31 protein-coding genes are annotated in these 26,045 nt (G+C 36.7%); 14 read left to right on the forward strand and 17 right to left on the reverse strand.

From position 1 onward, the window contains the following. The first annotated feature begins 8 nt into the window (after positions 1–8). From E7276_RS00470 to E7276_RS00520, 11 genes are all read left to right on the forward strand, one after another. Complete coding sequence (locus E7276_RS00470; RefSeq protein ID WP_294212367.1) at positions 9–689, forward strand: septum site-determining protein MinC; 681 nt, start codon at positions 9–11, stop codon at positions 687–689. A 5-nt stretch (positions 690–694) separates the two neighbouring features. Further along, complete coding sequence (locus E7276_RS00475) at positions 695–1,810, forward strand: FtsW/RodA/SpoVE family cell cycle protein (protein WP_294212369.1); 1,116 nt, start codon at positions 695–697, stop codon at positions 1,808–1,810. Continuing rightward, positions 1,811–2,206 (forward strand): methylglyoxal synthase, encoded by a 396-nt coding sequence (locus tag E7276_RS00480; protein WP_294212371.1) that lies wholly within the window; start codon positions 1,811–1,813, stop codon positions 2,204–2,206. It begins immediately after the preceding gene. Beyond that, complete coding sequence (locus E7276_RS00485; protein WP_294212373.1) at positions 2,190–3,170, forward strand: D-alanyl-D-alanine carboxypeptidase family protein; 981 nt, start codon at positions 2,190–2,192, stop codon at positions 3,168–3,170. Before E7276_RS00480 ends, E7276_RS00485 begins: the two co-directional genes overlap by 17 nt. A gap of 78 nt (positions 3,171–3,248) precedes the next feature. Then, the gene (locus tag E7276_RS00490) at positions 3,249–3,671 is read left to right on the forward strand and encodes a twitching motility protein PilT (RefSeq protein ID WP_294212375.1); all 423 of its coding nucleotides are present in this window, start codon (positions 3,249–3,251) and stop codon (positions 3,669–3,671) included. A gap of 51 nt (positions 3,672–3,722) precedes the next feature. Then, a complete protein-coding gene (locus E7276_RS00495; protein ID WP_294212377.1) occupies positions 3,723–5,129 on the forward strand; it encodes an HlyD family efflux transporter periplasmic adaptor subunit in 1,407 nt (468 codons plus the stop codon). An 11-nt stretch (positions 5,130–5,140) separates the two neighbouring features. Then, positions 5,141–5,845, forward strand: a complete 705-nt coding sequence (locus tag E7276_RS00500) for a YggS family pyridoxal phosphate-dependent enzyme (protein WP_294212378.1) — start codon at positions 5,141–5,143, stop codon at positions 5,843–5,845. A gap of 18 nt (positions 5,846–5,863) precedes the next feature. Further along, complete coding sequence (locus tag E7276_RS00505; protein ID WP_294212381.1) at positions 5,864–6,376, forward strand: cell division protein SepF; 513 nt, start codon at positions 5,864–5,866, stop codon at positions 6,374–6,376. Between the two features lie 54 nt (positions 6,377–6,430). Beyond that, positions 6,431–7,522, forward strand: a complete 1,092-nt coding sequence (aroB, locus tag E7276_RS00510; protein WP_294212383.1) for a 3-dehydroquinate synthase — start codon at positions 6,431–6,433, stop codon at positions 7,520–7,522. Continuing rightward, complete coding sequence (gene lspA, locus E7276_RS00515; protein ID WP_294212387.1) at positions 7,522–8,052, forward strand: signal peptidase II; 531 nt, start codon at positions 7,522–7,524, stop codon at positions 8,050–8,052. The genes aroB and lspA overlap by 1 nt, the downstream gene beginning before the upstream one ends. Beyond that, entirely contained in the window at positions 8,045–8,956 is a 912-nt protein-coding gene (locus tag E7276_RS00520) for an RluA family pseudouridine synthase (protein ID WP_294212390.1), read from the forward strand. The genes lspA and E7276_RS00520 overlap by 8 nt, the downstream gene beginning before the upstream one ends. Here the strand turns inward: E7276_RS00520 and E7276_RS00525 are convergent, their stop codons facing one another. The 6 genes from E7276_RS00525 to E7276_RS00550 form a co-directional block, all read right to left on the reverse strand. Then, a complete protein-coding gene (locus E7276_RS00525; protein ID WP_294212392.1) occupies positions 8,957–10,021 on the reverse strand; it encodes a tyrosine-type recombinase/integrase in 1,065 nt (354 codons plus the stop codon). Between the two features lie 266 nt (positions 10,022–10,287). Next, the gene (locus tag E7276_RS00530; RefSeq protein ID WP_294212394.1) at positions 10,288–11,202 is read right to left on the reverse strand and encodes a radical SAM mobile pair protein B; all 915 of its coding nucleotides are present in this window, start codon (positions 11,200–11,202) and stop codon (positions 10,288–10,290) included. Further along, positions 11,190–11,879: a radical SAM mobile pair protein A gene (locus E7276_RS00535; RefSeq protein WP_294212396.1), complete on the reverse strand. Its 690-nt coding sequence runs from the start codon at positions 11,877–11,879 to the stop codon at positions 11,190–11,192. The genes E7276_RS00530 and E7276_RS00535 overlap by 13 nt, the downstream gene beginning before the upstream one ends. 65 nt (positions 11,880–11,944) lie before the next feature. Continuing rightward, the gene (locus E7276_RS00540; protein WP_294212397.1) at positions 11,945–12,298 is read right to left on the reverse strand and encodes a cupin domain-containing protein; all 354 of its coding nucleotides are present in this window, start codon (positions 12,296–12,298) and stop codon (positions 11,945–11,947) included. A 90-nt stretch (positions 12,299–12,388) separates the two neighbouring features. After that, the gene (locus tag E7276_RS00545; protein ID WP_027424699.1) at positions 12,389–12,823 is read right to left on the reverse strand and encodes an Rrf2 family transcriptional regulator; all 435 of its coding nucleotides are present in this window, start codon (positions 12,821–12,823) and stop codon (positions 12,389–12,391) included. A gap of 371 nt (positions 12,824–13,194) precedes the next feature. Beyond that, entirely contained in the window at positions 13,195–13,968 is a 774-nt protein-coding gene (locus E7276_RS00550; RefSeq protein WP_294212403.1) for an HAD hydrolase family protein, read from the reverse strand. Positions 13,969–13,985: 17 nt separating this feature from the next. Between E7276_RS00550 and E7276_RS15095 the strand changes: the two genes are divergently transcribed. Beyond that, a complete protein-coding gene (locus E7276_RS15095; protein ID WP_294212846.1) occupies positions 13,986–14,222 on the forward strand; it encodes a helix-turn-helix domain-containing protein in 237 nt (78 codons plus the stop codon). 23 nt (positions 14,223–14,245) lie between these two features. Here E7276_RS15095 and E7276_RS00560 read toward each other — a convergent pair whose 3' ends face one another. From E7276_RS00560 to E7276_RS00610, 11 genes are all read right to left on the reverse strand, one after another. After that, on the reverse strand, positions 14,246–15,004 hold the full coding sequence (locus tag E7276_RS00560) for a formate/nitrite transporter family protein (RefSeq protein WP_090302457.1): 759 nt from the start codon (positions 15,002–15,004) through the stop codon (positions 14,246–14,248). 18 nt (positions 15,005–15,022) lie between these two features. Continuing rightward, entirely contained in the window at positions 15,023–16,009 is a 987-nt protein-coding gene (gene asrC / locus E7276_RS00565; protein WP_028243331.1) for a sulfite reductase subunit C, read from the reverse strand. Between the two features lie 18 nt (positions 16,010–16,027). Next, complete coding sequence (gene asrB / locus E7276_RS00570; protein ID WP_294212412.1) at positions 16,028–16,819, reverse strand: anaerobic sulfite reductase subunit AsrB; 792 nt, start codon at positions 16,817–16,819, stop codon at positions 16,028–16,030. A 1-nt stretch (position 16,820) separates the two neighbouring features. Beyond that, complete coding sequence (gene asrA / locus E7276_RS00575) at positions 16,821–17,813, reverse strand: anaerobic sulfite reductase subunit AsrA (protein ID WP_294212414.1); 993 nt, start codon at positions 17,811–17,813, stop codon at positions 16,821–16,823. 130 nt (positions 17,814–17,943) lie between these two features. Continuing rightward, a complete protein-coding gene (locus E7276_RS00580; protein ID WP_036948883.1) occupies positions 17,944–18,621 on the reverse strand; it encodes a Crp/Fnr family transcriptional regulator in 678 nt (225 codons plus the stop codon). After that, positions 18,618–19,088: a hypothetical protein gene (locus E7276_RS00585; protein ID WP_294212415.1), complete on the reverse strand. Its 471-nt coding sequence runs from the start codon at positions 19,086–19,088 to the stop codon at positions 18,618–18,620. Before E7276_RS00585 ends, E7276_RS00580 begins: the two co-directional genes overlap by 4 nt. Before the next feature lie 4 nt (positions 19,089–19,092). Beyond that, entirely contained in the window at positions 19,093–19,665 is a 573-nt protein-coding gene (locus E7276_RS00590; protein ID WP_294212417.1) for a biotin transporter BioY, read from the reverse strand. Between the two features lie 159 nt (positions 19,666–19,824). Beyond that, positions 19,825–20,706: a class B sortase gene (locus E7276_RS00595; protein WP_294212419.1), complete on the reverse strand. Its 882-nt coding sequence runs from the start codon at positions 20,704–20,706 to the stop codon at positions 19,825–19,827. A gap of 71 nt (positions 20,707–20,777) precedes the next feature. Further along, positions 20,778–22,364 (reverse strand): Ig-like domain-containing protein, encoded by a 1,587-nt coding sequence (locus E7276_RS00600; RefSeq protein WP_294212421.1) that lies wholly within the window; start codon positions 22,362–22,364, stop codon positions 20,778–20,780. 497 nt (positions 22,365–22,861) lie between these two features. Continuing rightward, positions 22,862–23,242 (reverse strand): type II toxin-antitoxin system VapC family toxin, encoded by a 381-nt coding sequence (locus tag E7276_RS00605; protein ID WP_294212422.1) that lies wholly within the window; start codon positions 23,240–23,242, stop codon positions 22,862–22,864. Beyond that, positions 23,242–23,442: a DUF2281 domain-containing protein gene (locus tag E7276_RS00610; protein WP_294212425.1), complete on the reverse strand. Its 201-nt coding sequence runs from the start codon at positions 23,440–23,442 to the stop codon at positions 23,242–23,244. The genes E7276_RS00605 and E7276_RS00610 overlap by 1 nt, the downstream gene beginning before the upstream one ends. Before the next feature lie 196 nt (positions 23,443–23,638). Between E7276_RS00610 and E7276_RS00615 the strand changes: the two genes are divergently transcribed. Further along, a complete protein-coding gene (locus tag E7276_RS00615) occupies positions 23,639–24,676 on the forward strand; it encodes an aldo/keto reductase (RefSeq protein ID WP_294212427.1) in 1,038 nt (345 codons plus the stop codon). Between the two features lie 149 nt (positions 24,677–24,825). Beyond that, positions 24,826–26,043 carry a transglutaminase domain-containing protein gene (locus tag E7276_RS00620; protein WP_294212428.1) on the forward strand — a complete coding sequence of 406 codons (1,218 nt, stop codon included), beginning with the start codon at positions 24,826–24,828 and terminating at the stop codon, positions 26,041–26,043. Positions 26,044–26,045 lie beyond the last annotated feature (2 nt).

Raw genomic sequence — 26,045 nt, forward strand, 5'->3', positions numbered from 1 at the left:
GAGAGATTATGAGTAACGATCCTGTAGTTTTAAAAAGTAATAAATATGGATTATCTCTACAGCTTGATGCAACTATTCCTTTTGAGAAATTGGTTAAGGCTATTTGTGAGAAATTCGCACAATCAGCTGATTTCTTTGGTGAGTGTTCCATGATTCTTGAGACTCTTGGCAGAGAGCTTACTACCGAAGAAGGATTAGTAATCATTCAAGCTATCGAGTTAAATTCAAAGATTAAGGTAATCTTACTTAATGAAAATAATGAATTAAAAGATACTAGAATGCTAAATCAGATTGACAGATTTTATACGGATGAAATTTTCGAAAATGCAAAAATTATTCGTGGGTCAATTTACAAGGACAATGTAGTTACATCTGATTCCTCTGTAATAGTATTAGGAGATGTTAAATCAAAGGCTACTATACAGGCAAAGGGAAATATTATTGTCCTTGGATCTTTACTTGGCACTGCACATGCAGGATATCCAGATAATACAGGATGCTATATTGTTGCAGGTCATTTAGATTCAAAGAATGTCCAAATTGGAACTGTATCAGGAGAAATAAGACTCCAAGAAAAATGGTCTCTCAGAGTTAGACGTACTCAAGAAGAGCCAATTGGTATTTCCGTTTGGAATAAAGAGTTACTGGCAGAGCCATTAAGTAGTGGATTATTAAAAAGGATTAAATAATCAATATGTTTCACAATTATAGATTTAAAAACCTTGATATTAAATTAATAATTGCTGTTATAGCACTAACTATTATAGGAATATTCGTCATCGGTAGTGCTAATGAATCCAATCAGCAAAAGCAGATTCTAGGAATGATTCTAGGAGTAATCGTTATGAGCGTAATGGCTCTTATCGATTATGACTTTTTGCTACATTTCCATTGGATTTATTATGGTATGGTTATTATATTATTAGCCATGGTTTTACTGTTTGGCGAAAATAGTGGTGGTGCAACCAGATGGATTGATGTAGGTATTAGATTCCAGCCTTCTGAGCTTAGTAAAATTCTGCTTATTTTATTTTTTGCCTGGTATTTTATGATGCAGGAAGAAAATATTAATAAGCCGAAAATACTTGGAATTACAATGGTTTTATCTGCTCTTCCATTACTTTTAATAGAAAAAGAACCAGATTTATCAACTACAATAGTCACAATGATGATTATTTGTGTTATGATGTTTGTAGTAGGATTAAGCTATAAAATTGTTGGAACGGTAATTGGTGTTACTATACCTACAATTATTGTTTTGTTAGTTTTAATCTCTAGAGAAGGGCAGACTATTTTAAAGGAATATCAGGGTATTCGAATTCTCGCTTGGTTAAAGCCAGACAAATATCCACAGAATTCTTATCAGCAGCAAAATTCCATTATGGCCATCGGTTCTGGTCAGATTTTCGGAAAAGGCTTAGGAAACGATGCTTTTGATTCCGTAAAAAATGGAAATTATATCTCTGAGCCTCATACAGACTTTATTTTTGCTGTAGCAGGAGAGGAGTTAGGTTTCTTAGGCTGCGTATTAATCATTGCCCTTATTTTCTTTATCACTATTGAAATATTAATGATAGCAAAAAGAGCAAAAGATATTTCAGGCAAATTAATTTGCGTTGGAATTGCTACGCTTATCGGTTTTCAAAGCTTTGTAAACATTTGCGTAGTAACAGGTTTGATGCCTAATACAGGATTACCTTTACCATTTGTAAGCTATGGACTGACCTCCTTGGTAACGATTTATTTTGGTATCGGTATTGTCCTAAATGTTGGTATTCAATCAAAAAATACGAACGGGAGGCTATTTTAGATGAATATAGGTTTAGTTGCACATGATTCCAAAAAAAAGTTAATGCAGAATTTCTGTATTGCCTATCGAGGAATTCTTAGCAAAAACGAGATTTTTGCTACTGGTACAACAGGACGTCTTGTTGAAGAAGTTACTAATCTTAGCGTACATAAATATTTGGCAGGACATTTAGGTGGCACACAGCAGTTAGGAGCTCAGATTGATCAAAACGAAATCGATTTGGTTATCTTTTTACGTGACCCCCTTACTGTAAAGTCCCATGAGCCAGATGTAAATAATATTGTACGTATTTGTGATGCCAACAATATTCCTTTGGCTACAAATCTTGCCACTGCAGAGTTACTAATCAAATCATTGGATCGAGGAGACCTTGAGTGGCGTGAAATGTATAAATAAGCTTTTTAAAACATTAGTTGCCGTTGCTTTATGTGTTTCCATTACTGGATGTGGTGGTGCGTCTGAGAGTGTCGCAAGTTACGATGTATATAACACATCCTATGCTTATGGAATAACAAATAATGGTTCTAATTCAAACGTTGAGTTATTCTCAAAGGATTTATGTGTAGTAGGCACTGATGATTTGGGCACATCTGGAGTTGATTCCCAGGTAGCTTCTGCTGCTGGAGCATTTAACATCACTGAACAATCAGTTGTATATGCACAGAATATGCATGAGCAAATGTATCCAGCATCCACCACCAAAATTATGACATGCTATGTTGCTGTGCTTTATGGTGATTTGGATGCCTATTATACAGTTAGTGAAAATGCGGTTAAACAGGATAGTGATTCCTCTACTATAGATTTAAAGGCTGGCGATGTAATTACATTACGTGATTTGTTATATGGAATGATGCTTCGTTCTGGAAATGATGCTGCCGTTGCAGTTGCTGAAGCTGTTAGTGGAGATGAAGCTACTTTTGCGTCACTTATGACAGAGACTGCAAAATCTATTGGAGCAACAAACACAAATTTTGTTACTTCAAATGGTCTTCACGATGAAAATCACTATACCACTGTGTATGACATGTATTTAATTCTCAATAAGGCTATTACAAATGAGGATTTTTATCAGATTTTCACATCACATTCCTACACAGCAAATTATACAAGCGGTGGCGCTACCAAAACCGTAGAATGGACTACAACTAATCAATACCTTACAGCCAACGTTACAACACCTAGCGGATTTACCGTTTTAGGCGGAAAAACTGGTACAACTGGTGCCGCAGGTTATTGCTTAGTTTTGCTTTCAGAAAATGAAGACGGAGACAAAATAATATCAATAGTATTTAATGCTGATTGCCGATCAAATCTTTACTTACTAATGAGCGAAATACTTTCGAATTATTGTACATAAATTTGTTTTATTTTATTTTGATTTTGTTATTGTTATGATATGATAAAAATATAAATAAACAAAGGGAGGTATTTTGATATGGTGGAAATTATTTCAGGCGAAAAAGGCAAGGGAAAGACCAAATATTTACTTGATAAAGTAAATAGCGACATTAAAAAAGTAGATGGTTCCGTTGTCTATATCGACAAAAATACTAAACACATGTATGAACTTGACTCTAAGATTCGATTGATTAATATGGGGGATTATCCAATCGATTCAACTGATGAGTTTCTTGGGTTTTTAAGTGGTGTTTTATCTCAAAACACTGATATTCAAGAGGTTTTCCTCGATAGTTTCCTTACTGTATCATATGTAGATACTAATGACGAGTTCACAGTAGCTATGAATAAACTCGACAAAATTTGTAATTTATATGACGTTAAATTTGTTTTATCCGTAAGTAAGAATGAAAAGGATTTACCTGAATGTGCAAAGGGTAAAATCGTTGTTTCTTTATAAAAAGAATATATGAGGGGCACCTTGGTGTGTCCCTTTTCATTTGTTTTGAAAATGAGCAGAAAATCAAAGAAAACTAGAAAAAAAGACAACAAAATAATTAAATATCCTAAGCAATATCATTTTTCTATAGGTATGATTATTATTGGCGTTATGTGTATTTACATGGTTTATCACTTGTTTACATATTTAACAGCCAACAATATAACTGTTTATGAGGTTTCACAGGGTTCGATTTCTTCAAATCTAGAATATAACGCCTTAGCTCTTAGATCTGAGCAGATTGTCTATGCTGACAATAGTGGCGACATACTATATTTAGCTGAGAATTTTGGTAAGGTAGGTTCCAAAAGTCAGGTATATGCTTTAGATACCTCGGGAGAAATCCTTTCATCAATTAATGAATCTGGAGAAAATTCCGAGATTTCTCTTGATGCTGATGATTATACAAAGCTTCAAAATGTTATTTCTACTTATTTAGCAGATTATAATGATGAGCGTTTTGGCAAAACATATACCTTCAAATCTGAATTAGAATCACAAGCACAACAGCTTTATACTGTTTCGGCTATTGAACAAATGGGAGCGTCCTTAGATGATGCTATAAATTCAGGCACATTTAGCATATATTCCAGTCCTACACCAGGGCTTATAGTTTATTCTATTGATGGTTACGAGGACTTAACTATAGATAATTTTACCTCTGATTCTTTTGATACATCAAAGTATACATCAACAAACCTTAAAACTCAGGAATCTGTAGAATCTGGATCTCCGGTTTATAAGCTTATTACATCTGATCATTGGAATTTAGTATGCGAAATAGATGACGATTTATATGATTTATTAAAAGAGGAAACATACTTAAAAATTAAGTTCCTAGAGGATGAGACAGAAACCTGGACGACAATTACTTTTACCGAAAAGGCTGGAAAGCATTATCTTATCATGACCTTGGATGATTCCATGGATAGATATGCTGATTCTAGATTTGTTCATATAAAGCTTATTAATAACAATATTTCCGGACTTAAAATACCAAATTCCTCTATTGTTTCTAAGGATTTTTATAAAATACCTAAGGACTATATGATTCAAGGCAATAATAGCGACGATGCAGGTTTCCTTAGACAAGAGGATAGTGGTAACAACGTTTACATTTCACCTACAATATATTACGAAGATGATGATTATTACTATTTAGATAATAATGATGTTTCTAGAGGTGATAAATTTATCAAACCAAATTCTAACGAAATATATGTAGTAGGAACGGATATCGGTTCGCTAGAAGGTGTCTACAATGTAAATAAAGGATATGCGGTGTTTAAACAAATAGAAATCCTATTCCAAAACAGCGACTATTCTATAATAAAAACAGGTACAAGTTACGGAATTTCCATGTATGACCACATCGTTTTACAAGGTGACGAGGTAGAAGAAAACACAATTATAAATTAAGAGGTATTTAAATGAGAGCAGAAGAGTTAAAAGCTAATTTAAAGAGCGTTGAAGAGCGCGTTTCGGCTGCATGCGCTAGAGCAGGTAGAGACAGAAGTGAAGTAACATTAATTGCCGTTAGTAAAACTAAGCCTATAGAGGATTTACAGGTGATTTATGATCAGGGCATTCGTGAGTTTGGCGAAAACAAGGTTCAGGAGCTTACTGGAAAAATCCCAGAAATGGCTGAGGATATCAATTGGCATTTAATTGGTCATTTACAGAGAAACAAGGTTAAATATATTGTAGACAAGGTTAAATTAATTCATTCTGTTGACAGCTACAGACTCGCAGAAGAAATTAATATTCAAGCTAAAAAACATGGAATAATTGTTCCAATTCTTATCGAAGTAAATGCTGCAAATGAAGCAACAAAATTCGGTGTTCGTCTTGAAGAAGCAAAACAGCTATGCGAAGAAATTGCTCATTTAGAGAACGTACACATTATGGGACTTATGACTATAGCACCAAATGTTGTGGTTCCAGAGGAAAATAGGGCAATTTTTCACAAAATAAAGGACTTATCAGTTGACATTGCAAGTGAAAACATTGATAATATAGATATGAGAATTATATCTATGGGAATGACAAATGATTTTGAAGTTGCCATAGAGGAGGGTGCGACTCATGTTAGAGTTGGCACAGCCATTTTTGGAGAGAGAAACTATAATATATAGTTGAAAAAGGAGTATGTTATGTTTGAAAGAATGCTTGACGCGATGCATCTTAGTGACGACTACGACGATTATGACGATGATGAATTGTATGAAGAAGAAGAGAAATCTTCATTCTTCTCAAAGTTTCAAAGGGATAAAGAAGACGAGAAGCGTCCAGTTTTAAACAAGCCTGCTGAGCGCGAAAGCAGATCGTCAAAACCGGCGCCAAAAATCACACCAATGCGTAATAAAGGGAAAGGAACTGTTATGGAAGTTTGTGTAATCAAGCCATCATCCTTTGAGGATGCTCGAGAAATATCAGAGACATTATTGGCTGATAGAACAGTTCTTCTTAACATGAAGGGCTTAGATTTAGGAGTAGCACAGAGAATCATAGATTTCACTTGTGGTACATGTTATGCTATCGACGGTAACCTACAACGAATTGAGGATTACATTTTTATTATTACACCTGCAGGAGTTGAGTTATCTGGTGATTTAGCAGGAATCGTTGATGCGTTTGACTTCACTGGAATTCAAACCGGGTTTTAATTAGAGTATTTGCACCAGAGCTATCTGGTGCTTTTTTTATAGGAGAATATACTTATGAATGAATGCTTGAACATAAAATATAATGGAGAACCTTGTTATAATATTCACTTCAAATCAAATTTTGATGATTTAGCCAAAGTTTTTAAACAAGACCTGGACAAAGATTACGACAAAATATGTATAGTTTCAGATTCAAATGTGGCAGGTATTTATTTAGCTGAGGTTATTTCTGTTTTTAAGAATGTATGTGATAATGTTTGTTCCTTCAGCTTCGAAGCTGGTGAGGCCTCAAAGAATCTTACTACTGTAAGCATGCTTTATGAGCATCTCATTCATAAGAAATTTACACGTGATTCCCTATTAGTTGCCCTAGGAGGCGGTGTTGTAGGTGATTTAACTGGTTTTGCTGCATCTACCTTTCTTAGAGGTATTGATTTCATTCAAGTACCTACCACATTATTATCTCAAGTAGATAGTTCAGTTGGTGGTAAAACAGGAGTTGATTTCAATAGCTACAAAAATATGGTTGGAGCATTCTATATGCCTCGTATGGTATATATGAATTTATCTACATTAACAACATTAGATGAAAATAATTTTGCCTGTGGTATGGGCGAGGTAATTAAAAGTGCATTAATTGCAGATAAGGATTTTTATTACTGGTTAAAGGAGAACTCTTCAAAACTATTAAGCAAAGACTTTAAAGCATTAGAATATGCCGTATATAAATGCTGTCAAATAAAGGGCCATGTAGTAGAGCTTGATCCAAAGGAAAAGGGTATTAGAGCATATCTTAATTTTGGTCACACCTTAGGTCATGCAATAGAAAAACTATGTAATTTTAATTTAGGTCATGGACAATGCGTTGGTCTTGGAATGGTATGTGCTGCCCATTTATCCTTGAAATTAGGTTATTTAACAACTCAAGAGGTAGAAGATATCGTATCTACTTTAGAAGTTTATTCTCTACCAATATCAGTCGAAGGCTTATCAAAGGAAGCTGTTCTTGAGGCTTCTAAATCAGATAAGAAGATGACTGGTTCGAAAATCAAATTTACTATATTAAAAGCAATAGGCGAAGCTGCTTCATACTTAGATTTTACAGATGAAGATTTGTTAGAAGCCATTGAGAAGGTTTTGAAATAATGTTTCATAAATTTAGCAAAAAAATATCAATGATATATAGCTTTTTCCTTATTATTGCGCTGATAGCAATTGATCAGCTTACAAAGCTTTTAGCTGTATCAAATTTAAAGGACAAAAGCGACTTTATAATTATTCCAAATGTATTTCAATTACATTACTTGGAGAATACAGGTGCTGCATTTTCAATATTAGAAGGTAAACAAATAGTATTTGCTATTGTTACGCCTATATTATTGCTTGCATTGCTTTTCATGCTTATTAGGATGCCACAGAACAAAAAGTTTACATGTCTTAATTACATTATTATCTTTTTGATTGCTGGGGCTATTGGAAACTATATCGATAGAATAACTAATAATTATGTTGTTGATTTTTTATATTTCTCATTAATTAATTTTCCTGTATTCAACGTTGCAGATTGTTATGTAACAGTTTCCATTTTCCTATTATTATTTCTTGTTTTATTCTATTACAAGGATGAAGATTTAGAGGAGATTAAGCTTAGCTTAAAATTTAGAAAGAATGGATGAATTTACAATCGTAATCGAAGATCCTGCAGATGAAGGTATTAGAATTGACAAATATTTAGCCACTGCTTTGCCTGAAAAATCAAGAAGCCATTATCAAAAAGCTATTGATAATGGTCTTGTTTTAGTTAACGGAAAAAATGTTAAAAGCAAATATCAGACTCGCATTGGTGATGAAATTTTAGTTAGCATAGAGCCACTTAAAGAAATCGATATTCTTCCAGAGGATATTCCAATTGAAATATTATATGAGGATGGAGATGTAATTGTTGTAAACAAACCAAAAGGAATGGTTGTACATCCAGCTCCAGGCCATTATTCTGGAACATTGGTTAACGCCCTTATGTTTCACTGTAAAGACTCTTTATCTGGTATTAACGGCGAAATACGCCCAGGTATCGTTCATCGAATAGATATGAATACAACTGGTTCATTATTGGTTTGCAAGAATGACAAGGCTCATAATGATATCGCTGCTCAAATCAAGGTTCATTCCGTTAATAGAATATACAAAGGTATTGTGCTGGGGAACTTCAAGGATGAAGAAGGAACTATAAACGCTCCTATAGGCCGAAATCCCAAAGATAGAAAGAAGATGGCTGTGGTCCCTAATGGACGAGACGCAGTCACTCATTTTAAGGTTTTAGAGCAATTTAAGGGGTATTCTTATGTAGAGTTCAAACTAGAAACAGGAAGAACTCATCAGATTAGAGTACATATGTCACACATTGGACATCCTCTATTAGGAGACGATGTCTATGGCAAGCCTGTTAAAAATCTAATTGGACAAACTCTTCACGCCCAGACCCTTGGCTTTATACAACCTACAACTGGCCAATATGTTGAAGTAAATGCTCCTTTGCCAGCTTATTTTGAAGATTTACTAGCTAAATATAGAAAAATGTAGCTAGTTATCATTTCTACTAAAGTCTACTGCGTTTCTAGCCTGGCGCTTATGTTCATCCTCGATGGCAGCGTAGTAGTCTATAGTGGTATTTATATTTTCATGGCCCAAAACATCAGCTACAAGGCGAATGTCGCCTGTTTCACGGTAAAGGGCAGTACCGTATGTACTTCTAAGCTTATGTGGCGTAATTTTCTTATTTGGAATCACAATTTTTGCGTATTTCTTAACTAGGTTTTCTATTGCATCAACACTTATTCTTTTTCCTTGCAATGAGTAGAAGAGTGCAGGCTCATGGCCCTCTATGGGATTAATATACTCACGTTCCCCATTAATATAGTCTTTTAGAGTTTCGGCTACTTGATTATTAAAGTAGATTATATCCTGTCCGCCACCTTTTCTAACGATTGTTAAAGAATTAACATTAAAATCAACATCATTTAAATCTAATCCATTGCATTCGCTAACACGAATTCCAGTGTTAAGCATAAGGGTTAAAATGGCCAAATCACGGCCACGAGTCTTTTGATTGTATTTTCGTTGGCGCTCGGAAACGAATGCATTTCCTTCGTCAATTGCCTGCAATATGGCCTGGACCTCATAATTATTCATACGAACGATATTTTTATCCTTTTTAATATGTGGAAGTTCCACAAGCTGTGTTGGATCCTTTGAAACATATTCACGAACCATAAGGTATTTGTACATACCTCTAAGAGGTGATAATTTTCGTGCAATTGCTTTTTTGCCGTTTTCGTGTTGTTCACCTATAGTATTTAACTCTAGATATCTTTTATATTCTTCAATATCATCTGGCGTGATTTTATTAAGAAGCTCATAATCAATTTTTTTGAGGTCTGAACCTGTAATTGTAGGGTTGGAGTCTGCTAAAAATCGAAAGAAAGTTAATAGATCATAGCAATATGAAATCAAAGTGCTAGATTGCGCATTTTGTTCCTTTGATTGAATAAAATCTAAAGCAGGCTTTGGTAATTGAGCTTCAAGCTCACGAAGCTTAAGTTTTAAATTTTTATTTTTATCTTTGTAAAAGTGAGAGTCTTTACCCATGGGAACCTCCAAATGCTTAAAAGCCTTGATTTTACAAGCTTTATCGTATAACTATATTATAGTACTTCTTCTTTATTTTTACAATATCTATCGGAAAAACAGTTATTTATCCGATAGATTGCTATATATTACTACACCACTATTTTTACCCCGTAAATAAGGCAATAAAAATAGTCTGTAAGTTCAACATCGTCTTCTGGGTGTGAGAAAAGAAAAGAACCGGTCTCCCGATTCTTCTCAAAAACATTTCACTTTGTTTATACGCGCTATTTGCGCTTTCTTTTTCCTGTATTATCGGATCCGCGGATTTCTTCATGATAAAAATAATCCACGATTACCGGATGCCCCTGCGGAACCCTTCCATAAGGCATTTCATTATCCACAAACGGGCAATCATACTTCTCGGCAAGTTTCTCGGCTTTGTTTTCCAGAGCCTCGAAATAGCTTCTGTTATGTTTGTTATAAATCTCATCATAGAGCGGCACTAAATCAGGATACTCTTCAGCGATATAGTCCATAACGGTATTCTTAAATCCGCCTCTCAGATTAAGATTCTCCAGCCAAAACAGATCACATTGGTCTTTTACACGTTCAAAGATAGCCTCAAAATCCGTAATGCCCGGAAATACCGGGGATACAAAGCATACTGTCCTGATACCGGCGTCATATATCTGCTTCATCGCAGCAATCCTTCGTTCAATGGAAACCGCTGCATCCATATCGTCCTTGAACTTCTCGTCCAGCGTATTGATCGACCACGATACTGTTACCTGTCCGAGCTCTTTTAGCAGGTCAATATCTCTCACCACAAGGTCGGATTTTGTGCAGATCAGAATATCTGCTCCGCTCCCCCGCAGCTGTTCAAGCAGTTTCCTTGTGTTTCCGAACTCTTTTTCCTGCGGATTATACCCGTCTGTCACGGAGCCGATCACAACGCGCTGTCCGGCATATTTCTCAGGTTGCTTGATTTCAGGCCAGTGCTTGATATCAAGAAATGTTCCCCACTCTTCCGTATGTCCTGTAAACCTTTTCATGAAAGAAGCGTAACAATACTTGCAGGCGTGCGTGCATCCGACATACGGATTCACAGAATACCCTCCCACCGGCAAGTTTGACTTTGTCATGATATTTTTGGTTTCCACATCCCTTATCAGGATATCTTCCGTTCTCACTTCTTCCATGCCCGCTGTACCTCCAATACCTTCTCAAATGCTTCAGGAAATTCCTGCACCATATTTCCATCGCCTATGATCGATTCAAGATCTTCCTTCATAAAAACAGGTATATTCCTTTGATGCGCCTGATCCGTAAGCGACCATGCCCATTCCGGCTCAGTACGGATTTTTCTGCTCTGAGCGCCTGTCATGGTTCCTACAACGATCCAATCAATACTAGAAAGATCGACCTCTCCAGGATTATCAAAAAGCGGCTCAAATGTCACATGATAATGCTTTGCCCTTACATGATTCCTCAATGCTTCAATGCGCCAGAGTTCTGATCTTCTGGTAACCGTCACCCCAAACCAGGCGTTCTCAAGATCCGTTTCAAAATCCAGGAGATCAGGCCTTTTTGATAAAAATAAAAACTGATGCTGCGGATTTTTCCGGATCTTTTCAAACACCTCTTCTCGCCATTCTTCTTTCCATCCCGCAAGATCACTCATACCGGTCAGAAGGAAATTCTGCGGTCTTGCCTTGTCCATCATTTTAAGCTTGCCTTCAAAAAATTCAGGCTTACTGAAATCCGGTATCGTATGCCACCGCTTCACATTATTCCGCGCATAGCAATAATCGCAGCCTACCGTGCAGCCGATGACAAGGTTCATATTCTGGATATTGTCTTTTATACAAACACTCATAGCTCTCCACATAAAAAGTTATGGACATCTGCTTGCAGAAATGCCCACAACTTTAAAACTCATACTTACTCGATTACTGCATCGTCGGCGGTATACGCTTCAAGAGAACCTGCCTTCGCCTGGATACAGGCATAGCTGATCTCAGAATCATCTGCCGCGAAGAACTGTCTTTTCCCATCCGGTGCAATACGCACGATATCACCGGCAGAAAGCTCTATATCCTCACCGTCAACTACCGCTTTTCCCTTGCCGGAAAGAATGATGTAAATCTCTTCATTGGTCTTATGATAATGAACAAAAGGAACACTCGCACCTGCCGGAAGATGGTTGATGCTGATCTCAGCCCCTGTAAGTCCCAGCTGATCATGAAGTTCAGTTCTCGGATCGTTTGCAACACTTACCTTACTATAGTTAGACATTTTTGATACCTCCATTTGTTGTGATAGTGATTGATACAACAGAAGTGTACCACCGCCCTGTTGTGATGTCAAGTGTTACAACAAAACTTTTTAAGATTCTATCAGCTTGTTCGCATCCGCCATTACATCAGCTATGGTTATTCGCCGCATTTTATCTTCCATGGCATTCTGTATTTCTTCAAGCCTGTGATCCATGATTCTGTGAATGTTCCGTCCCACAGGGCATAACTCATTCGGATTCTCATGGAAATGAAACAACTGTCCATTTTCGACAGGCTCCACGGCATTGTAAACATCCAGAAGCGTTATCTCCGTCAAGGATTTCTCTATATCGGCACCGCCGCTTCCCCGCTTCACTGTTACAATCTCCGCCTTCTTCAGCTGCTGCAAGAGTCTTCTGATTACCGTCGGATTTACATTTGCGCTGGACGCAAGAAATTCACTGGTGATTTTATGGTCATTCTTAAATGTTTCAATTGCTATAAGCACATGAACCGCTATTGTAAATCTGCTTGAAATCTGCATTCTGACACCTCCATCAACTCTATCTTAAATCATTCTCGTTGTAATTTCAATAGTCACAACAAGGTGCGATTATCCGTTCTAGAATCGATCCATATCATCCTGAGATGCCAGAGTGCTGTATGATCCCTGGTTTTTTAGCCGAGGGATCTCATGATACTTGGTCATAGATTTGACCCTCCTTTATCTGTAGTCACGCTGAAGGCATGCACGTAAAGTATAAAGGAATATATGATTCAGTGGCTGCAAGGTGGCTCCAAAACTCCGGAATCAGTGGCCCTCATTCCTCCGGTTATGTGTCAATCGACAGTTAATTTTTTGGTATATATTAATACCTTTCATAACGCTCTCTATCGAGATTACGCTGAAAGGTATTAACAAGCAACAGTATTAAATAATCCTAGCTTCTCGCAGGCATTGTAGATTCCATCTTTATCAACGTCTGAAGTCACGTAGTCTGCAAGCTTCTTCAATTCAGGAATAGCATTTCCCATGGCAACCTTTGTCCAATCATCTGTAAACATTGAAATATCATTGCCAGAATCACCAAAAACAACAGCATCACTATAATCAGCATTAAAATAATCCATAACCTTTTTTATGCCTACAGACTTGTAGCTTGGCTCAATAAACAAATATCTTTCGTGAAATCTGCAACAAGGAAGATTATCCAGTGCTTTGAGATTTTTCTCCTCTTCTGCGCTGCAGGCTACATATGCTTTATATATATGTTCATAATCTTCAGGATTCAATCCCTTGACGATTTGTTGTTCCATATATGTATCCTTTGCGATTTCATTAAATCGCTCATCGGGAACATATCTTACAGCTGAATTTTCAGGTTGAATTCCCCATGGGTATCCTTTCTCCTGACATTCTCTAATTAAAGTAACCACGTTTTCTTTTGGAAGTGACTGGATTCCTAATAGAGTTTTGTTAATGGTAATACCATAACCTCCATCACTTACCATATTTTCGAAACCTAAATCATTCATTATATCAACTGCAAGAGCCTGAGCTCTGCCTGTTGCAATACAAAGAAAATGACCAGCCTTCTTAAGCTTTTGCAACGCCACGACAGTTGAGTCTGGAATATAGAAATTTTCGTATCCTATAGGTGGAAATTCCTTTATAACAAAGGCATTCACGTCAACATTCCAGCCCTCTGCCTCAGTTTAGAGAAAAGCTTTTAGCCTATATTTCTCAACTAGCCCAGGAACAGAACACAAAATATGTTAATTCCCCTCTTTCAAGAGTAGCTCTTTCAGAGTACTTATCAGTGAATCGTAGCGCAATGATACGAGAGCTCTCAAAAATGAGAGATGATGGAATTATAGACTTTGACAAAGATACTTTTATCGTAAAGGAAATTAATAAATCTAAAGTTCCGAGTCTGCCTTAATACAAGACAGACTCTTCTTTTATTTATTCCTTTGCTGACACTGCATATGGCACTGCTATAAACAGAATTCCGCCAATCATATTGCCAAGAGTAACCCATAACAGATTATGCATATAGCCACCCATTGTTACAGCAACTCCACACGGATTTAATAATGCTTCTGTAAGAAGCGTCATATTTGCAATGCTGTGTTCAAAGCCAGTAGTAATAAATGCGAATAGACACCAGAAAATCATAATCAGCTTTCCTGCATCTGACTTAGCTCTGAAACCACACCAGGTAGCAAGACAAACCAGCATATTACAAAGAATTCCTCTTGCTACAAGTTGAGGTGCTGTGGCAGACATTTTACCAAGTGCACCATTTGCCATAAACTCTCCTACTGGTCCATTTGCAAGACCAGTAAAATTATAAATAACAGCTAAAAGAATAGAACCAACCCAGTTGCCAAGATAGCATACAATCCAAAGCTTGATTCCATCTGCAACTGTAATCTTCTTCTTTAGCATTCCTGCAGTCATAACAAGGTTATTTCCAGTAAATAACTCGGCTCCTGCGATAACTACCAAAGAAAGTGCTATGCCAAAGGAAACACCCATTGCCATCTTAGTTACAGGAGCTCCAGCAAGCTGTCCTCCAATTGTAAAAATCAAAAGAATTCCAAACCCAATGTAAGCACCTGCAAGCATGGAGAGTAAAAAGTATCCAACTGGATTCTTCTTTAAAAACGTCACCTTACCAGCCGCACCATTGGCAGCGGCCTCAAATTCATCTTTAAACATATTTTTTCTCCTCTTTAATTAGTGTTGGTTATCAAAGTGAATTCCATCCCAGTAAACAGTGTTATTCATTATTGTTTCTGGCATAAGTTCCACATCCTTTAGTGCATATTCTTTGAACTTTTCAAAGCCCACTCTATCGATAATGTAGCCAATATGCTCTTTTCTAGCTGGTGCATTTGGAGAAATATATTCTTCAACAAATGCGTATGTATTCTTGATGATTTTTACGATGTTGTCTTCATCAGCCCAGATGAGCCAATCCTTGCCTAAACGAGGATTCTTTTTGCCAGTACGTCCCATAATTGTAAGCTTATAGTACTTCTTTTCTGAACGAGTCCAAGCTCTTGTAGGACACTTTGTAACGCAGACACCACAGCCGATACACTTTTCTGTATCGCGGACAATTTTATAATTCTCCATACGAAGTGCACCAACAGAAAGTGACTGGCAGCCCTTTACGCAAGCATTACAACTAACACAGCGCATTGGATCATACTGTGGCATTGTCTGACCGATAATACCAAAGTCGTGCATTCTAACCTTTGCACAATCGTTAGAACATCCTGTACAAGCTACCTTGAAGTGCAAATCATTAGGGAAGATTTCCTTATCAATTCTTCTAGCTAAATTTGATGTATTGTAGTTTGCAAAAGGACATACATTATTGCCTATGCATGCTGATACATTTCTTGTACCTGAAGCACTATAGCCCTTATCTTTATCCTCACCGTTCTGGTTGATTCCCACCTTCTCGATAATAGGCTGAAGCTTTTTGTTAACTTCCTCCATATCCTCAAGATGGATTCCTTCAATTTCGAATCCCTGACGTGTAGTCAAATGAACATAACCATTTCCATATGTCTGGGCGATTTCCTGAACCATGCCAAGGACTTCTGCATCACAGTATCCGCCTGGAACTCTGATTCTAGAAGCACCGATGCCACGTTCTTTGGTTATTCGCCAAGCATTTTTCTTAGCTTTTTTTGTATTAATATCTAATGACATACCTTATACTCCTTTCTCTTAATCAAAAAGTTCCTTGGCCTCAGTATAGTTAAATACTGGACCATCAAGGCAAACATATTTATCATCCATCTTGCAATGTCCACACTTACCTAGTCCGCAGCACATTTTACGCTCATAACTTGTCCAAATCTGTTCATCAGCAACACCGAGTTTTTGGATTTCCATGATAGTAAACTTAATCATGATTGGTGGTCCAACACAGATAAACACTGCATTTTTAATATCTTGAAATTTAAGATCAGGAATATATTTTGTAACCATACCAGTTGGGTCATCATATTCTTCTGGAGCATTATCAACGGTCTTGATAACATTGATAGTCTTTGACCATTCCTCAAAATCTTTCTTGAAAAGAACATCATCAGGAGATTTGAAACCAGCAATAACAGTAGTGCTTACAGCATCAGTAGGATTCTTTGCAAAATGCTGTATAACTCCTCGCATAGGCGATACACCAGTTCCACCACCAATGATTACTATTTCCTTGCCCTTATAATTATTGATGTCAAAACCATTACCATATGGTCCACGGATGAAAAGCTTATCTCCAACATAATTCTCAAATACTTCGTCGGTAACCTTTCCTACACGGCGGATTGTAAAGTCTACAAGACCATCTCCAATTCCGGAAACAGAAATAGGTGCCTCGCCGTATTTTGGAATAGAAATCTCAAAGAACTGTCCTGGCTTGACCTCGCCGTCAAACGCCATCCTGAAGGTATACTCTAAATCTGTATGCTTAATTACTTCTTTTATCTCGGAAAGCTGTGGTATATATTCATTCTTCATTTTATTCACACTCCTTTCCAAGACGATTAACTAAATTAGAATATGAAATGTACTCTGGGCATACGTCGTCACAACGTCCACAGCCTACGCACATATGATATCCAAATCGTTTCTCAAAATCGTGAATCTTGTGCATGACCTTGAATCGCATTCTATCTGCATTATCACTTCTAAAGCCATGTCCACCGGCGATTTCTGTATATCCATCTACCTGGCAGCTAGCCCAAACTCTTCTACGCTCTCCGTTTTTCTCATTATCCTTATAGAAAATATCTTGCATTGTAAAGCATGTGCAGGTTGGGCACACGAAGTTGCACCGACCACAGTTAATGCAACGGTTGCCGTATTCCTTGAACAACTCAGACTTCATGGTCTCTGGTGTGATGCTCTTAGGAAGTGTAACCTTTGTTGGATTCTCAGAAACAAAATCTGGAGAAACTGCTTCTTCGTTGCCTGACTTAAATGCCTCTGCTAGTTTCTCATCCTTGGCTTCTACATAGGCATTATCACCATCAAGCTTAAGATACAGATCGTATTCGTCAGTAGTATTTGTTCCCATGCTTACACAGAATCCTGAAGTGCAAGATTCCTTGCAACCCATAAGAACAAACTTAGTCATCTCTCGGGTTCTCTTGTAATAAAAATCTTCAAAACCATTCTTTAAATAAATCTGATCCAGTCTTTTTACTGCATTTAAATCACATGCACGTAAGAATACCAATCGCTCCTTTGCAGGTCCCTTTGGAACTGTTGTTTCGTCCTCAGTAAAATAAAAAATAGTCTCATTAATTGGCAAAAGCGCCTCTTTAAATGAATAATCGGATTTTTTCTCAAACTCGATTTCATCTAAACTTGAAACCTTGTCGTATCGCACCACATCTACGTCAGAAAAGGTACCATCCCCTTTTTTAACTACAGGTGCAAATACATCGTAATCCACTGCCAGTTTTGAAAAAATGGATGCCATTTCTTCTTTGGAAAACTTGTATCCCATATTTTTCTCCTTTTACAATAATTGCTGATTGAAAGTACGTTAATTTTTTGACAATCCATGATGTAAAAAAGCCCTTCTTGATATTTATTATCAAGTAGGGCTGTTACATTGTCTGTGATATATATCACACTTATTGTGAAATTTCTTTTAAACTTTTCATATCAATTACAGTAAGAAAGCCGTTCTCATGAATAACAATCTCATCTTTTTTCCATGATGAAATAATCCTAGAGACCGTCTCTCGCTTAGCACCAAGCATATTTGCAAGAAATGTTACCGTTAACTCAAAGCTAATCTGCACACCTTCTGGAGTGAAATTGCCATAGTCACGAGCAAGCTTCCATATTTTAGCTGCCAAACGTTTCTCAATAGGGTATGTTCCGTTGGCATTTCCAACCTGGTGATAAAGTCTTCTTGTTTTTCTAGCCAAGGAATCAAAAATTTCTCGAGACAACTCTGTATTATCTGCCATAAGCTTATAGAGCTCGCTTCGATGCACACATAGTAATTGGGTATCTGCAAGGGCCTTCGTACAGATGCTGGTCTTCTTGTCTTGCAGAACAACTTCATTTAAAACCTCACCATTGGTACAAATGAAAATTATCTTGATTTCACCATATCTACTGTTGCGGTATAGCGCCACAAATCCATCAAGGATAATATACATGCACTTGACTTCTTCCCTCTCTGCAAATAAGATTTCGCCTTTTCTCAAAGTTATAACCTTACCCACATCAAGAAGTTCTTTTCTGCTCTTCTCACTAAGAAGATTTAATAATCCTCTCTCTACTCTTTTCTCTGAATTCATAGTAAAAGCTCCATTATTCCATCGTAGGATGAAATCTCTGCCTCTTTATAAACTTCATATCCCAAATTAATAATTGTCTTGCTGCAAGCTGGACCAATTGAAATGATTTTCTTTGGCACATTATTTCCAAATTGTTCAATAGCAAAAGTTGCATTACTACCGCTTGTAAATATAGCCATTTCACAAGTTGAGATTTTTTCTTTCATATCTTCAGAGTTATCGTACTCAAGCTGCTTATTTTCATAGCATACAATCTTATTCAGCTTTATTTTGCTGTCTATGTCATCTACAAATAAACCTTTAGAACCAATTTGATCCAAAGGCTTAGTTAAATCCATATCGCCTGTTGTCTTAATAACAACAATTTCATATTGATGCTCAGGGAATGCTTTTTTCAATGTATCGCAAACATAATTAGTCTGCACTAAGGCAAGCTTTGATCCCTTGGTACCAATTTTAATCAGCATTTGATTACCCCCTTGCCAAACCGATTCGACCAAAAACAGGTCGCAGTTGTACAGCAAATCCAGCCGCAAGAACACAAAGAATAAAATCTGGAATTATGGTGATTAAGCAGTATTGAACAACCACTAAAGTGAACGATACTGTTTCACCTACATACAAATTCTTCATAAAATAAAAATATATTGCGCCAACTCCATAATAGACAAATAATCCAACAGTTGAAGGGATAATGTATTGCCAGCGTTTTGAATTATTCATTCTCTCCGTCATATAGCCAATCACATAGGCTGCAAATACAAATCCCAACAAGAAACCAAATGTTGGTCGCAATATATATCCAATTCCTCCACCTGATGCAAATACAGGAAGTCCGCAGAGACCTAATAGTAAATACACTACTACACTGAGCCCTCCAAGTCTCGATCCAAGCAAAAAGCCCGCCATCATAACGAAAAACCACTGTAATGTGAAATGCATGGTATAAAGTGGTAATGGTATGTCAATCTTTAGAAACGCTCCAATTATAATAAGAGCTGCAAATAATCCTGTAATTGTCAGCTCTCTGGTATTCAATTTCATATTACAATCCTCCTGTGGTGTGACTTAAATCACACTTAAAATAACACATAATTCTTTCACCCGCAACCGCCATTGTCATTGAGCAACAAATCAAAATTAGCTAAAATGATTTCATAAATCTCGCGAGGAGGGGGAAATTCTAATAGATTTTCATGGATTTTACTCATGCTCATCTACTCTCACAGCGCTTACTGTAAAGCGCACATCAGAATCATAGGAGCAGGTGGACAGGGTCACGATATGAGTCTCGTCATCAACATCTATATCCGCATCCACATAACTTCCCTGACATATAGTATCCTCAACAAACTCCTTAAAACCATCATCCACAAACTTCCATGTGGTATAGATTCCACCAGTTAGTGTGCTGACATCCTTATAGGCAAATATTTCATAGCGGTAGGCACCTGTGTCTGTAATCAGCTGGAAGTATCTGTGGTCATCTAAGTAATCCTCGTCCGTCTTGTAATATCTTAGCTTTCCAAACATGGATAGATTGCGCATATTGTGACCGTAGATTAAAGTATGTGCCTCGCTTAAATCTGGATTGTTATTCTTATCAATATAAATAGATCCTGCCGACTCCTCTTCTTTCTGGTAATTATGCGTTAAATAATAATCATCACCTGAGTAAAGAAGTGGATAGCTAATACCTATATCACCTTCAAAATAAATCCATCCCACAATATCAGGGTTCAGCTTTTTTAAGCCTGCTAAATCTACATAAATGTCATGATACCAGGCATTAGGATCATCCTCTTTGGCATCATCTGTGTCAGAAGAGCTGCCAGCTGATTTATCAGCTAAATCCTTCTTATCGGATGAGTCGGAAATATATTCTTGCTGTAGGGCTTTAATTTCTTTCTCTTGTTTAGCTTCGGCAGCGTGAATTTGGATTATCTTTGTTATGCTGACTATAGCTAATATTACAAGTACTACACTAAGCAGCAAAGATATTTTTTCTTTTTTATTGCCACTAAGTATATTTTGACATATCCACTTTATTTTGTTTTTTAATAAATCAAATCTGTCTTTTATCATGTCACCTACAAGACAAATGGCTATGCCGTATAGGGCACAGCCATTTGAATGATTATCTTTTATATTTTAGTTTATTTGTTAACTTTTCTCTTTTTAGAATAAGCAAGAAAGCCAAGTCCACCAAGAGACACTGCTAAAAGCAGATACCACACTCTAATATCGTTAGTATCCCCTGTTCTTGGTGCAGAAGATTGAGTACTGTTTGATGAGCTAGCTGCCACTGCTGAATCATTGTAAGCTAAAGCGTATGTTGAGAACTTATCTGTTTCAAAGGTGAATATGTGGGTGTTCTCATCATAAGTACCTGAAATGACTGTTGGTACTCCATCATGTACACGGATGATTTCAAAGGTTCTGCCAGCCTTCCATAAGCTTTCTGGAATAAGAATGCTTGCTTTTACTGTGCCATTTGTTTCAGTTATCTTTGTGGCTGCATTACCACCAACCTTTTTGAAAAGGTTGATGTCTAAATATATACCTACCGTATAGTTAGCTGATGCATTTTGTACTATATCCTTATCAGCCTGAGGAACTGTAGCACTCATATCCTGAATATCAAGCCATACATTTACCCCCTGTGCCACCTCTTCTGGTGTAAGTGTTAAAAGTGTAGTCAAGTTATCATTATTTTCAATCTTTGTTCCAAATGGATTACTCTCTGCTGTTGCGGCAGCTGTACCTGTAATATCATTTACAGCACCTGTGCTGATTACAACTTTATCATATGGAACTGTTGCAGGAGCTGCTGTGCTAGTGCTTGAGCTGCTTGATGAACTACTTGATGAGCTGCTCGATGTTCCACTGCTTATATTTGAGCTACTAGAAGAACCTGATGATGAACCACTGTCTGTACTATCACTTGAACTATTTCCACTATCGGAACTGTCACCTGAAGTACTACCACTGTCGGATGAGCCACTGTTTCCACTATCAGAAGAATCTCCACCAGAAGATGCTTCATTTACTGTAAACGCACATGTTGCCGTCTTGCTTCCATCTGTTGTGGTCACTTTTATGTTTGCAGTACCTGAACTAACAGCAGTTACCTTACCGTTGGCATCAACTGTTGCAACACTTGTATTATCACTTGACCATGTAACAGTCTTGTCCGTTGCATCATCCGGGGTAACTGTTGCTGTCAGTGTTTCTGTATCTTCTACAGTAAGTGTACTAGTTTCTTTATTGAGAGATACGCCCGTAACCGCAACTGTGGTTTGGTTAGCATATCCGTATACCTCGATTAATGAGACGCCATCAAAGTTCGAATTTTCTCGACATGTAGGACGAAAATCATCAGTTACATCAAAATGAAGTTGAAACGGCTTATCTGAATCTGTGACAGGATTTTGATCTTTAAATTTGAATATAACTTTGGTGATAGTGTACCCTTCACAGCCTGAAACTTCCACAATGTCAGCATCCCCCTGCCACAGCCATGTATGCTGAGTACGATCATTATCTGCATAATAGCTACTATTCTGTGAAACCGTAACAACTCCACTTGTCGTTTCACTGTAGGTTGTTTGACTTGTGGGCGTGATGGTTGTCAGCAGTGTCTCGGTATTATCCGCATGCGCAGTCATACCCATCCCTGGCATCAAGCTCAACACTAGCGCAAAGCAAACTATAATGCCCAATAATTTTTTCTTTAATCTCATAAGCTAATATCCCCTTTCATAATTCACATTTTTAGCTATTCTTATATGTATCTTCAAAAATGCTAAAACATCTGCATTTTCTTAACAATTACCATATATGAAACTCTTATTGCATCAGTTGATCACAACCATCTTCTCCCCCATCATTCAGCCATCTCTTACTTTTGCACAACAAAAAAAGTCCGAAAAATGAAACTGTGTTTTACCACAGTCTATCTTCGAACTTAATAAATCAATATTTATATAATTAGACGAAATTAACCTAATCTTGTCTTGTCTTGTCTTGTCTTGTCTTGTCTTGTCTTGTCAGCAAGCTTGCCTCATAACTCATCCCCGTTCAAGTCCTTCCCCAAAAACTTTTTCATAATCTATATTTTTATTCTACACATTTTATATTGTATACACAATAAATAATTATAAAAATATTATATACAAACAAAAAGACTACTGCATTATACAGTAGCCTGATGAGCAATTATATATTTAGTTTGAAAAAGCTACCAAACCACATTTACCACTTGATATTTGGCAATCTTCTCATCCTTTGATATAAGAATCATTTTTTCTGTTACCGCCTGTGCCATAATCAATCTATCAAATGGGTCATTATGAATCAAAGGCAGCTCATTTATATAATCAAGATGCTTTGCCTCTATAGGAAGAATAGCAATCTTAGCTTCATTGCACATTCGTTCTAGCTCAGAAATAGAATGTCCTGTATCTAACTTACCTATAGACTGTTTTATTGCTATTTCCCATAAAGAAGCAACACTAACACAAACTTTATCTCCGCTAGTCATCTTGTCTTTAGCATTAGATGAAACATTATCGCCGTTAAATAATGTCCACAGTAAAACATGAGTATCAATTAAAATCATTACATGTACTCCTTAAAACAATCTGGCGTCTCATCAAAATCTTCTGCCATGTATTTTAAATCACCTTTATATAAATCGAAGATAACTTTGTTGTCATCACTTTTTTTCTTTTGCTTAAGGAAATTAACAAAATCAACAACTTCTGCAATATCATTATCTGATAAATCTTTAGCTGCTTCAATCAACTCTGCATATGCCATAAGTAACGACCTCCTTTTCTAACATAAATATATCATAAAATACCTATTTCATCTATAGATAATGCCTAAACCTTAGATTCGACAGCCTTATATAGAAAGATGTAAATTTAAGGTAATATGTTAACAAGCAAAAATTGTATGTGAAAGAAATTTAAAGTATAATAACCTAAATTTATTGTAAACGGAGGCATTTAATATGAAGGATATCATTCTAGGAAGCACTGGCATAAAGGTTCCTCAAAACGGTTTTGGCGCTCTTCCAATTCAAAGAGTCTCAATAGATGATGCTGTAGTGATTTTACGCAAAGCTTATGATGGCGGAATGCGTTTTTTTGATACTGCTAGAGCATATAGTGATAGTGAAATAAAACTAGGCGAAGCTTTTGGAACAGGCTACGTTAAACGTGAAGAAATTATTATTGCTACAAAAACTGCTGCTAAAACACCTGAAGGTTTTTGGAAAGATTTAGATACTTCCCTATCAAATTTAAAGACTGATTATATTGATATCTATCAATTACATATGATGCCTGAATGTTATAAACCAGGTGACAGTACTGGACTATATGAATGTTTACTTAAAGCTAAACAACAAGGCAAAATTAGACATATAGGTGGTACAGCACACAAGCTTGGTGTTGCTCGAGAAATAATTGAATCCGGTTTATATGAAACTCTACAATATCCTATGAGCTATCTTGCTACTGATAAGGAAATTGAACTTATCAAATTATGTAATCAGCATAATATGGGATTTATTGCAATGAAAGGTCTAGCTGGTGGATTAATCACTAATTCTACTGCTGCTATGGCTTTTATTTCTCAATTTGATGGTGCCGTTCCTATTTGGGGAATTCAAAAAGAATCAGAGCTTGAAGAATGGCTTGTTTTCATGGACATTACCCCTTCATTGAATCATGAAATCAAAGCATTTATTGAAGATGAACGTAAAGAATTAATGGGTGAATTTTGCAGAGGCTGCGGATACTGCATGCCATGTACTGTTGGAATACAAATTAATCAGTGTAACCGTATGTCTCTCATGCTTAGACGTGCTCCTTCTAGGGACTGGTTAAATGAACACTGGCAGGCAGAAATGGAAAAAATAAATGACTGTGTTGAATGTGGAAAATGCATGACTCACTGTCCATACGAGTTACAAATTCCTACTCTTCTACGAAAAAATCTTGAGGATTATCACGAAGTTCTCGCAGGAAATAGAAAAGTTCAGTAAATATAATGGACTCCATACTTTATTGCATGGAGTCCCTTGTTTTCTTCAATGTGAACATCATCTGAATCTTAGCTGAATCCTAATCGCAAACTACTGTATTAGATATTAAATTGTAATACAATGCATTTTAGAAAATATAGGAGAAATATATGCGAAAACGAGGATTCAAAAAATTTTTAAAAGGTGTAATAATCTCTTTCACTATTGCCCTATTTATCGAAGGCGGATTATTAATTTGGGGCAATATTTCATATGTAAAGGCTAGTATATCGATGCTCTCCCGCCCAGAAGTTGCAGTAGATTCTTCAAAGGGGCCTATGGAAGGTGAGCAAACACTAGCTACTACAGATGAATTAGAAGATCCTGAAAACACTGGCTCTGAACTAAGCTTTGATGCCACCACATATCCTTATAGAGAGCTTCTAAATGAAAGAGAACAAGCTGTATACAACCAAGTATATTCAAATGCCTTGGATTATAATACAGAAGCCTTTACATTAACGGAAACACTTACTTCTGATGAACTAATCGAAACAATGAACTGTGTTTACAATGATCATCCAGAATTGTTTTGGCTTAACACCTCATATCAATATGGGTACAACTCTTCTAATGAAATTGTTAAGGTTCAATTAAGCTATGGAATCTCAAAAAGTAATCTAGACAGCGCTAAAACTGCTTACAACAATGCTATAGAAAATATAGTTAGTGGCGCTTCGTCTTATGAATCAGAAATAGAAATTGAGTTATATGTTCATGATGCTATTTGTGAATTAGCAACCTATAATTCTAATGCAGAATTAAACCAAAGTGCCTACTCTGCCCTTGTTAACGGTTCTACAGTTTGCGCAGGCTATGCTAGAGCATTTCAAAATGTGTGTCAAGAATTAGGCTTGACCTGCTACTATCTCACTGGTACAGCTGATGGTGGCGATCATGCATGGAATATAATTTCAATTGATGGAAATTTTTACAATGTAGATTTGACTTGGGATGATTCTATTTCTGAAAGCTATGGTTCTTCCGTTTATACTTATTTTAATTTAACTGATAGTGAAATTGGTGTTGATCATACTAGAAGTACTTTGTCAGCAAATTTACCAGCATGCACTTCCACTGAAATGAGCTATACAAATGTATATGGCGCTACTATTGAAATTGATGATATTGATAATCAAAGTGGAAGTCAGCTTACAGACGGGAACTTTACAATCCAAGCACCCCCAGAACCAATAATTGATTGGCACGATGGACCTTCTGGTAATAATCCTATTAATAGCGCACCTTCAAATGAGCCAATTAATAATGAAATGGAAAATAATGTTCCAATGAATAGAAATGATATGGGAAACAAAGGCGGCCATTAAGG

Source organism: Pseudobutyrivibrio sp., from assembly GCF_015057185.1.
Taxonomy (GTDB): Bacteria; Bacillota; Clostridia; order Lachnospirales; family Lachnospiraceae; genus Pseudobutyrivibrio.